Annotated in this window: 9 protein-coding genes; 7 read left to right on the top strand and 2 right to left on the bottom strand. The window is 60.5% G+C overall.

Going from position 1 to position 9,465, the window contains the following annotated elements:
- The first annotated feature begins 12 nt into the window (after window positions 1-12).
- The 7 genes from DB032_RS20600 to DB032_RS20625 all read left to right on the top strand — a co-directional run bounded on the left by DB032_RS20600 (window position 13) and on the right by DB032_RS20625 (window position 7,513).
- Window positions 13-999 (top strand): P2 family phage major capsid protein, encoded by a 987-nt coding sequence (locus DB032_RS20600; protein WP_107801099.1) that lies wholly within the window; start codon window positions 13-15, stop codon window positions 997-999.
- A 13-nt stretch (window positions 1,000-1,012) separates the two neighbouring features.
- Complete coding sequence (locus tag DB032_RS20605; RefSeq protein WP_107801100.1) at window positions 1,013-1,291, top strand: ogr/Delta-like zinc finger family protein; 279 nt, start codon at window positions 1,013-1,015, stop codon at window positions 1,289-1,291.
- A 495-nt stretch (window positions 1,292-1,786) separates the two neighbouring features.
- Complete coding sequence (locus tag DB032_RS24460; RefSeq protein ID WP_166454161.1) at window positions 1,787-1,960, top strand: hypothetical protein; 174 nt, start codon at window positions 1,787-1,789, stop codon at window positions 1,958-1,960.
- Window positions 1,957-2,265 carry a DUF1484 family protein gene (locus DB032_RS20610; RefSeq protein WP_043592556.1) on the top strand — a complete coding sequence of 103 codons (309 nt, stop codon included), beginning with the start codon at window positions 1,957-1,959 and terminating at the stop codon, window positions 2,263-2,265. Before DB032_RS24460 ends, DB032_RS20610 begins: the two co-directional genes overlap by 4 nt.
- A 9-nt stretch (window positions 2,266-2,274) precedes the next feature.
- Window positions 2,275-5,076: a toprim domain-containing protein gene (locus tag DB032_RS20615; protein ID WP_107801101.1), complete on the top strand. Its 2,802-nt coding sequence runs from the start codon at window positions 2,275-2,277 to the stop codon at window positions 5,074-5,076.
- 779 nt (window positions 5,077-5,855) lie between these two features.
- Window positions 5,856-6,788 carry a hypothetical protein gene (locus DB032_RS20620; RefSeq protein ID WP_107801102.1) on the top strand — a complete coding sequence of 311 codons (933 nt, stop codon included), beginning with the start codon at window positions 5,856-5,858 and terminating at the stop codon, window positions 6,786-6,788.
- On the top strand, window positions 6,785-7,513 hold the full coding sequence (locus tag DB032_RS20625; RefSeq protein ID WP_107801103.1) for a hypothetical protein: 729 nt from the start codon (window positions 6,785-6,787) through the stop codon (window positions 7,511-7,513). Before DB032_RS20620 ends, DB032_RS20625 begins: the two co-directional genes overlap by 4 nt.
- 334 nt (window positions 7,514-7,847) lie before the next feature.
- Here DB032_RS20625 and DB032_RS20630 read toward each other — a convergent pair whose 3' ends face one another.
- Window positions 7,848-8,771, bottom strand: a complete 924-nt coding sequence (locus tag DB032_RS20630; RefSeq protein WP_107801104.1) for a LysR family transcriptional regulator — start codon at window positions 8,769-8,771, stop codon at window positions 7,848-7,850.
- 217 nt (window positions 8,772-8,988) lie between these two features.
- Window positions 8,989-9,387: a hypothetical protein gene (locus DB032_RS20635; RefSeq protein ID WP_146176755.1), complete on the bottom strand. Its 399-nt coding sequence runs from the start codon at window positions 9,385-9,387 to the stop codon at window positions 8,989-8,991.
- Between the last annotated feature and the right edge of the window lie 78 nt (window positions 9,388-9,465).

A 9,465-nucleotide genomic window follows, 5' to 3' on the forward strand; every position in this document is an offset into this window, starting at 1 on the left:
CCGAGACGAGACATGCAGAACCCCACCCGCCACGCGCTGAACCAGTTCATCGACCACTACTACCACGAGTTGGACCAGTACCACGCCCAGGACAGCCTGTACGCGACCCCCACGCCCCAAGCGGCGCAAGCCCGCCTCAACGCGCTGAAGGCCCGTAGCCGGCTGCTGTCCGCGATCAACCTGCTCGGCGTCTCCGATATCCGGGGAAAGGCCAAGCACTTCGATATCGCCGGCACCTTGGCCGCCACCGTCGACACCCAGCGCCATGAACGCCAGCCGGCCGGCAAGACCTGGCGGCCGGCGCAATACCACTGCCAGCAAACCAACTTCGACGCCGCCTTCAGTTACGACACGCTGGACGCCTGGTGGAGCGAAACCCAGACGCCGGCCGGCTTTGAAGCCCGCGCGCGACAAGCGCTGGAGCGCCGCATCCTGCTGGACCGCATCATGATCGGCTTCCACGGTCTGCAGCGCGCGCCGGACTCGAACCGGGCCAGCCACCCGCTGTTGGAAGACGTCAATATCGGCTGGCTGCAGCAGATCCGCGAGCAAGCGCCGCAACACTGGATCGAGGGCGCCCGCATCGGCGAGAGCGAACGCTTCCGCTCGCTGCATCGCCTGGTGCGCTATGCGCTCAAGCAGCGGCTGGCCCCGGCGTGGCGCGATGATCCCGGCCTGGTGGTGCTGGTGGGCGCGGACTTGCTGCCGGATGCGGTCTGCGACGCCAACCCGCAAGCCGAGGGCGACGACCTGGTGTTTCACAAACAGCGCCTAGGCGGGCTGCAGGCGGCGACGGCCGCCTTCTTCCCCGGCGACAGCATCTTGATTACCCGGCTGGACAACCTGTCGCTGTACTTCAATCCACACGCCAGCCGCTACCACTACCACGAAGAGCCGTCGCTGAATCGGGTGGAGTTCTACCAATCCAGCCACGACGCCTACGTCGTCGAAAACCTCGCCGCTTGCGTGCTGATTGACGCCGTTGAAATCGTCGACTGAAGGAGAGTGCAATATGGCCTTCCCTTGCCCCTTATGCGGCGCGGTGTCGCGGGTGCGGACCAGCCGCATGCTCAGCGCCGCGACCAAGGAGAATTACTACAACTGCAGCAACGATGACTGCTGCCACCAGTTCAAGACGCTGGAAGGCGAGCCGCTGACCCTGGCCCAGCCCATTCACGGCGGCGCGCGAATTCCGCCGGAGCGGCTGCGCACCTTGCCGGGCCTGTCGCCCTCGCCTCGGCAAGCGCTGATCGTGACGCCCGGCCGCTTGCGTCATCGCGTCCTGGGCTAAGCGCCATGGCTCGCCGGCCGGCGGGCCATGTATTTCCCCTGAAATCGACCTTAAATAGTGTCGGCTGAAATGAATTTAATTCACTTATTTAATATTGATTGGCGACTTTATTAATATGCCTGCTAAAAACCGGCCCCATTCCCGATGATCCCGCTCCACGCTTTAGAAATATAACCCCCAATGAAATGCGCGAACCTGATTGCCCACCCCCGCAAGCGAATTGACAAGCCCGCTCAATTGCTGCACCATCTTTACGTCGCATTCAAAACAGCGACCGGGTTTAGCAGCCCGACACACATTGGCGGACACCCGCCACCATGGCGGCTTTTTTACGTCCGTACACCGCTATCGGTGCGCCCATTTTTCAATGGCGGGTCGTGGCGGGGATACCTTCGGGTATGCCGGTTCCAATGTGCCGGTCTGCTAACCCTGTCACGTGCCTGCCTCCCCCGTTTAGCAGCGGACGGCAGCCCCAACTACACATTGGAGGCCACCATGCCTAAGCTTTCCCGCGTCTTATCTCGCTTATTCCCCGCGTCCGTTATCCCTGTTTCCGTCTTGCCCAACGAGGCCGAAGCCCGTGCGCTCGCCGCCTTGCTGGTCGCCCAGGGTCAACGCGCCTTGATTCATCGCACCGCCGCCGGTTTCGCCGTGGAGGTGCTGGCATGAACGCCCTGATCCTGTCCGCCGTCCATCACCAGCTGGCCCAGCTGCAGCAGCTGGCCGACACCCCCGAACATGCCGAACTGCGCGAGCCGCTGAGCCAACTGGCCAGCCTGTGCCGCCGCATCGAACACACCGTCAGCGCCGGCGTCTCGCGCCTGACGCGCACCGGCGACGGCCTGCAAGGGCTGGTCGAGTTGCTGGACCACGCCGAGAACCAGCCGCTGCCGGCGCAACGTCTGGCCGGGCTGCTGGCGCCGCTGCAGCAACAAGTCATCGACGCCAGCGCCGATATCGGCCAACTGCTCTAAGGACACCCCATGACCGCACGAATCCCTCTCCCGCGTACCGGGCGAGACGCCCCCGGCTTGTCTGGCGGTGCCCCGACCGCCCTTGGCCAATGGTTCGACCAACTCAAGGAACAGATCGACTTGCACGACCTGGCGGCCCGGCTGGGCCTGAAGCGTCAGGGCAAGGGCAACTATCACAGCCCGCACCACCCGGACAGCCAAGCGTCGCTGTCGATCTTCGCCGACGGCCGCGGCTGGAAGGACTGGAGCAGCGACGCCAGCGGCAGTTGCATCGACTTGCTGCGCTACTGCCAACCGGAACTCGACACGCCGTTGGCGGCCGCGCGGCTGCTGGGCGACTGGTACGGCCTGCCGCAACCCAAACCCGCGATGAAGGACAAGGCCGCGCCGGTGCGCAAGTCCACCCTCGACTACATTGGCGAGCGCTGCCTGGCCCAAGCCGATGCGGCCATCGCCTATCTCACCGGCCGGGGCATTGAGGAAGCGGTAATCCGTCGCGCCCTGCGCTGCAAAACGCTGGGCTGGAACGATTGGCACAGCGCCAAGATTGCCGCCGGCGAAGTCGGCCACGGCGGCGCGGCCGTCGCCTTCCTGGTGCGCAGCGGCGGCCGGCTGGCGGCGGTGGATCTGCGCTATGTCGATCCGGCCTTGAACGGCGGCGTGAAGACCCAGTGCCAAGGCGCGCGCGAGGGCCACGGCTGGTGCAGCGACCCGCAACGGCTGCAGCGCGCGCGGCTGGTCTACTTGGTGGAAAGCCCGATCAATGCGCTGTCGGTGGAGAGTTGCACCCCGCCGGACGTGGCGGCGCTGGCGCTACGCGGTGTCGGCAATGTCGACAGCCTCGATTGGACGGTGTTGCGCGGCAAAGCGGTGCGGGTGGCGCTGGACCATAGCGACCCGGTGAACCCGGCCAGCGGCGTGCGGCCGGGGCTGGCGGCAGCCTGGCGCTTGTCGGAGAAGCTGACGGCGGCCGACATCGGCCATTTGCTGGTGGACATGCAGGACTGGGACGAAGGCGAAGACCTCAACGACGTGTTGCGCCAGCACGGCGCCGACGTGCTGCGCGGCCGGCTGCGCAAGCTGGAGGCGTGGCTGTTGCCCGGTATGCCCGGCGGCGGCGAACGACTGGAGGGCACGCGACGGGTGCAACTGCCGGGCCATGACTGGGCGGTGTACTGGCGTTTCCGGGTGAAGGAAGACTTCACCCAATATGTCGACGAGTTCAAGACCGACGACGACGGCAACCGTTCCGAGACACTGGGCGACCTGTGTTCCTTCCGCGTGGCCAGCCTGTCGCGGCTGCGCATCCAAAGCCATCTGGCCACCATCAGCGGCGCGGCCGACCATCAGCCGGAAACCGTGTTCGGTGTCAGCGCCCAGCTGGCGCGGCATGGGGTGACGCTGCAGCGCGAAGTGGCCACCGACGACAAGCTGTACAACCTGGAATGGTGGAAAAGCCGCTTCGGCGCGATCTGGAAGCCGGCGCAGTTCCAGCGCCTGGTCAATCTGATGGAGCGGGCCGCCGACCTGGGCGCGCGCGACGTGGTCAACTTCGTCGGCCTGGCATGGAAGGCCGGCGCGCTGACGGCGCAGGAGGGGCAGGACTGCTATTTCGTCGAGCCGCAGAAGCAATGCCTGTACTACAACCTGACCTTCCCGCGCGGCACGACGCAGCAGGCGCGCACCGTGATCCAAGCCTATCAGGACACCTTCCGCGACAATGCGGCCGCCATCCCTCTGGTGTGGGCCCTGGGCGCGCACCTCAAAACCCTGCTCGGCTTCTATCCGCACTTCCAGATGCAGGCCGAGAAGGGCTCGGGTAAGTCCAAGCTGCTGGAGAGTCTGCAAACCACCTTGGCGTTTCAGGTGCTGTCCGGGCAGATGCTCAAAACCGACCACCGCCGGCGGGCGTCAGTCTCCTTCACCTCGCAGCCGGTGGGCTGGGATGAGTTCTCCAAGCTGCCGAAAACGGTGCTGTCCGACATCGACGCGCTACTGCAGTCGACCTATCGTTTCGAGTTCACCCGCGTCGGGGCCAGCCTGACGCCGTACCTGATGTGCGCGCCGGTGCTGTTGGCCGGCGAGGAAGTCGACGTGCAGAGCCTGCAGTCCAAGCTGTGCCGCAGCAGCCTGTCGGTGGCGCGGCAAGGCGCGCTGATTCCGCATGATCTGCCGGCCTTCCCGCTGTGGGCCTGGCTGCAGTTTCTGGCCGACGTCGAGCCGGCCCGGCTGCGCGACCTGCACCGCCATTACCTGGGACTGTGCGAACGCCACAGCCGCGCCCCCACCGGCGACGCCACCGCGCGGCGGATGATGGAAAACTACGCCGCCCTGCTGTGTAGCTGGGCTTTGCTGTGCGAGTTCGCCGACCTCGACCCGCAGCAAGGCGGCTTCATCGAAGACCTGATGGCGGAAATGAACAGCCATATCGTCGACACCGACGGCAGCCGCCTGCCCTGGGTATGGATCATGGAAATCCTGCTGTCCGAGCTGGAAGCCCGGCGCTTTGACTACCCGCACTGCTGGGACCGGGTCAAACTCCCGGACGGCCGCAGCGAGATGGCACTGTTCCTGCGGCCGAATCACGTGATGGACCATCTCTCCACCGCGCCGCATCTGCGCGCCAAGTTCGACGCGTTGCCGGTGAAGACTGGCCGCATCTTCAAGCACCAGCTGCTGCAAAGCCCGGTGGTGCTGGCCGACGGCGTCGAGAAGACCATCCACGGCCGCCGCCAGGGCCACCTGACCGCGATCAGCCTGCCGCAACTGGAAAAGCTCGGCCTCTACGCCGCGCCGGACGTTCAGCCCTAACCCTACCCGCCCCCCCCTCGACAGCCCGCCTAGTGTGGGCTGTCACGCATTCCCCCCGCTCAAACTGCAAAATTGCGGAGCCTTTTACACACCAAATATGACATTGACAACACAAGACCAGCAAAAACGGCCGGAAATCGCCGGTTTCCACGCCATTGGGTAGGGGAGTATGTAAAAAAATTCCGTGGATTGACCCCGCTTCACGACCTAAGTCATTGATTGTTGAGAACAACCCATCCACGGTTTGCCCTCCAAAATCCACGGTTTCCCCTCAAACTTCCACGGTTTGCCCCAATTCTTCCACATCGGGGTTTTACCCTTTTACGGCCTCTAAGTATTTCTTCTTATTTAAAAAACAAAGAGATAGAGATAAAAAGCCATGAAAAAGGAAGACAAGGGCCATCCACGGTTTCGGAGCGCTGCTTAAAAATTAATCCACGGGTTTGCCTGCAGAAGTCGTGGAAATGGTGGATTCGCCCTTCCCTTCATGGCATTGATTTTATTGAAGTTTATGCGGAATCCACGGAATCGGGGGGTGAGGCCGTGGACAAACCGTGGATGAAAAGCCGTTACAGGACAACAACTTAGGGTTCAATCCACGGTTTCGGGGGGATTTTAGGTGTGTGTGTCTGGCTGAAACGCGACAAAGACAGGGTTATGCAAGAGTCTCTAGAGAAGCTGAGGCGATTCAATTTATCCAGCTCATTAAAGTGATTTTTCTTGATCGTGGCAGTAACTATGGTTTACAGTGCTTATGACTATTGAATATATTACTACATATGTGTGAGCTTGATGTTGCCAGGGACCTCCTTGGTGAAAAAATAGCCAGTTACTTGGCAAATAAGCACCGTGGCGGCCAAAATGGTCGCAAGGGTACTGTCTTCGAAGATTGGTATGCTGCCTATCATCTTGCAAAGCAAATCTACTTGCACATCGTCGAGGGCAATGCTGAGTCTGTGTGCTTCGAAGGACAATGCGTTGCATTCGTTGATGACTTAGCGGTCTACCGTGTGGAGAGCACTGAGTTCTACCAATTGAAGAATGCAGGCGCGCTTAGTTGGCTTTCGGGTGATCACCCTTTGTCTGAAGATTTCAGAATGCAGGTGATTCTTTCGAAAGCGGTCAATCAGCCCGACCCTGTTACGATGCTGGTTTGTTCGGATGATGCCGTCGCGGAACAGATGGAAGGGAGCGTTCCCGATTCAATCGAGGCACATACTCAAGTTGAGCATTTTCCATATGATGCCAGCGAGTCAACTTATGCTGCCCTTACGTGCAATTCTTTGCTTAGGGATGCGATAGCTCGAATATCCAGGCATGATGGTGTTGAGGCCACCGTGTCAAACATTGGCAACACGTTTGACATTTTGCTCGGAGCCTGGCGCTCCTTGGGCGTTGGTCGGCACTCTATTGAGTCTGTCATCAATAGTTGCATGGAGAGCCAGCCAGCAGCTTTCAGGTTGGCTGTTTCTGACGAGGAAATTCGTGCGAGGCTGCCGGTCGAATTTGCTGATGTGCTGGATAGTGTGCCTGGTCTAAGCTATGGTATAGTTCGAGGTTATTTTGTCTGGTCCTACAGCACTGCTAGCGGTCGGAAGCTCAGTAGTGGAAGCCCTCGGTACTCCTGTTGTGACAGGGAGTTCGAACACTTCTGTGACAGAGTGCTCGAGAGGCGGCCTTCGACTATTGACGAGCTTGAGGAGCTACTATGAATGACAGGAACCTAAGTCCATTTGCGGTTAGCCATTATGAAGTTCAGCGTGGGTTGGATGAGCTGTTCTCCGCTCCTGTTGATGGGTATAGAGCGGCAATGGCGGGTCTTGGTAGCAACTTGGCAAGGTACATAGCTGAGACTCATGCCGCCCTGCTTCGAGAGGTTGATCGTGACATCTTTGTTGCTTGCACAGTTGAGGATGCCGATTTCTTGGCTAAGGGCATCATTGAAGGACTGGCCTCCAGGATGTCGGATGAAGCTAGCCTGAAGTTGGCCTGCTTTTGGAATGAGAGAGCTAAAGAGTCTGGGTATTCTGTCGCGCCTATCCAAAAACAGTACCTTGAGCCAACCTCACACAGCAAGGTCACGGTCATCATCGTTAAGTCTGTTATTTCCGGGGCGTGTGTCGTCAAGACCAATCTTATGCAAATGATCGAGGCGGTTAATCCTGATAGCATTCTGGTGGTTGCACCAGTGATGCACAAAGATAGCCGTTACCGTCTCAAACATGAATTCCCTGAGTCGATCTCAAGTAAGTTTGAGTTTTTATATTTTGCTGAGGATGCTGGCAAAGGGGACGATGGAGAAGTTCTCCCAGGAGTGGGAGGCAATGTCTATGACTTGCTCGGACTGGGTGGGTCGGAGGGGAAAAACAAGTACCTCCCAGAGATGGTCAAGTCACGTCGACGTCGACTTTCTGAACAAGATTATTGCCCTGTATAGATAAAAGCCCGCTAAGTCGCGGGCTTTTTGGTTTTTCACTGGGCGACAATCACCGTTAGCCACCTCCTCCAAGCTACCGAACATTGCCACGCGTCTATGATACTTGCTTGAGCTGTTTGAGCATGAGCGTTGCACAGTTCCGTAGCAACAAAGAGGCACACGGTTGCCATCGCTTACTTAGGATCACTCAACCCAGGCCACAGGCAGGAAATTATTTTAGGTACACGATTAGGTACACAAAGAAAATATTGATAAACAAAAATCCAGTAAGCACAGGGCCTGCCGGTTACCTGGCAACATTCTGCATCGTAAGCTCTCCCCTACCGCGCCGCCGCTAGGCCGCCAGCGTCACCCCGGGGTGGAAGGCTATCGTCGGCAACACCTCGTCCAGCACCTGCAAAAAGGTGAAGGCGGCCGGCGACAGCGGCACGCCGCGCCGGGTGAACACGTGCACGTCCCGCTGTAGCTCGGCCGACTCAAACAAGCGGTAGGGCAGATCCCGCGCCGACGGATGGGAGGCCGCCAGCGCAGACAACACGCAAGCGCCCACCCCGGCGCGGATCAGGCAGAACTGCATGTCCAGATTGGTGACGGTGATCTTGCTGGCCACCTGCTGCCAGAGCTCGGGATGGCTGCGCTCCAGCGCGGACATGATGCTGGTGTCGCTTTCGTCCTGCAGCAAGGGCCATTGCCGCAGGGATTGACAGTTGAGCGGCCCCGCCGGCGGCTCGAAGCCCGGCGGAAACATCAGCCCCAGCCGGGCGGACAGCAGCTGGCGCTTGTCCAGCTTGTCCCCGGCCGCGCCCACATAAGAGCCGATGCCGATGTCCACCTCGCCCGATTCGATGCGGCGCACCACGCCGCCGCTGGTGTCGTCCAGCAGACGCACATGGATGCACGGGTAATCTCTTCTCAGCCGTTTGAGCACCTCCGGCAGCACGCTGGACGCAAAAGCCATGCCGCTGGCCACGTAGACGCTGCCGCTGCTGCCGGCGGATTTTTCGCGCAGATCGGACAGCAGCAGTTCAAAGTCGTTCAGCAGCCGGCGGGCCACCGGCAGGAAGGCGTTGCCCTGCGTGGTGAGCGCCACTTTGCGGGTGGTGCGCTCAAACAGCGTCAGCCCGATCTCCTGCTCCAGCTCGCGTATGGTCTTGGTCAGCGTGGATTGCGTCAGAAACAGCTGGCGGGCCGCGGCGGTGAAGCTTTCGGCTTCGGCAACGGCCGAAAAGGCGCGCAGGTGGCGAAGGGAGATATTCATGACGAAGTGGAATTGATTGGCTTTATTAATTCATTTTACACCAATAACTTTCAACGCTTGCGCGTTTGAAGTTCACGCCCTTCATCATGGAACGGCCATCCCGGCTTTGCCGATAAAACTCAAGCGCAAGCCGCTGACGCCGGGCTTTGGCCGCCATCGAATCCCCCAGATCGTCACCCACCGCAGGCCTCAGAACCTGTTCAAAGTCCGCTGCGCTTCAGCGGGATGGTTGAACCGCTTCTAAGGCCCCGCCCCTGTAGACGGCGTCAGGGTCCGGTATCGGCGCGCCCACCAGCGCCAGGCGGGCGGTAGTTACGTTGCGGAAGCCCGCCAAGAGATAACATTGCCGCGCGCAGAGATCGCGGCTGCTCCACTTCCCGGACGCCCACATCGCCAATAAGGCGGCGCGGGCCGGCTCGTGCTCGCCCTGCCATCGGCTCCAATAATAAAAGTCCGCCAACGCCCGCTTGATCTGCCGCTGAACGGCCGCGGTGTTGTCCGGATGGAGCGGGTTGCTGTCCTTCAGCGCAATCACCCCCAGGCGCATCTCGTAATCGACGATTAAACGCGCCGCGCCTTTGAGCGCCTCATTGTGTTGGATCAGCAGCTTCATCATGGCCATGCCCTCCCTGTCCAAGCCTCACAGCACGCCGTTGACGTGCTCCAGACCGCGTTGCAAACGCTGCTGTATCGG

This window comes from Chromobacterium sp. Panama, from assembly GCF_003052555.1.
GTDB lineage: Bacteria > Pseudomonadota > Gammaproteobacteria > Burkholderiales > Chromobacteriaceae > Chromobacterium.

What these genes read in the sequence shown, in the direction of transcription:
- DB032_RS20600 (WP_107801099.1), top strand. Translation starts at nt 13, where the DNA reads ATGCAGAACCCCACCCGCCACGCGCTGAACCAGTTCATCGACCACTAC.
- DB032_RS20605 (WP_107801100.1), top strand. Translation starts at nt 1,013, where the DNA reads ATGGCCTTCCCTTGCCCCTTATGCGGCGCGGTGTCGCGGGTGCGGACC.
- DB032_RS24460 (WP_166454161.1), top strand. Translation starts at nt 1,787, where the DNA reads ATGCCTAAGCTTTCCCGCGTCTTATCTCGCTTATTCCCCGCGTCCGTT.
- DB032_RS20610 (WP_043592556.1), top strand. Translation starts at nt 1,957, where the DNA reads ATGAACGCCCTGATCCTGTCCGCCGTCCATCACCAGCTGGCCCAGCTG.
- DB032_RS20615 (WP_107801101.1), top strand. Translation starts at nt 2,275, where the DNA reads ATGACCGCACGAATCCCTCTCCCGCGTACCGGGCGAGACGCCCCCGGC.
- DB032_RS20620 (WP_107801102.1), top strand. Translation starts at nt 5,856, where the DNA reads ATGTGTGAGCTTGATGTTGCCAGGGACCTCCTTGGTGAAAAAATAGCC.
- DB032_RS20625 (WP_107801103.1), top strand. Translation starts at nt 6,785, where the DNA reads ATGAATGACAGGAACCTAAGTCCATTTGCGGTTAGCCATTATGAAGTT.
- DB032_RS20630 (WP_107801104.1), bottom strand. Translation starts at nt 8,771, where the DNA reads ATGAATATCTCCCTTCGCCACCTGCGCGCCTTTTCGGCCGTTGCCGAA.
- DB032_RS20635 (WP_146176755.1), bottom strand. Translation starts at nt 9,387, where the DNA reads ATGATGAAGCTGCTGATCCAACACAATGAGGCGCTCAAAGGCGCGGCG.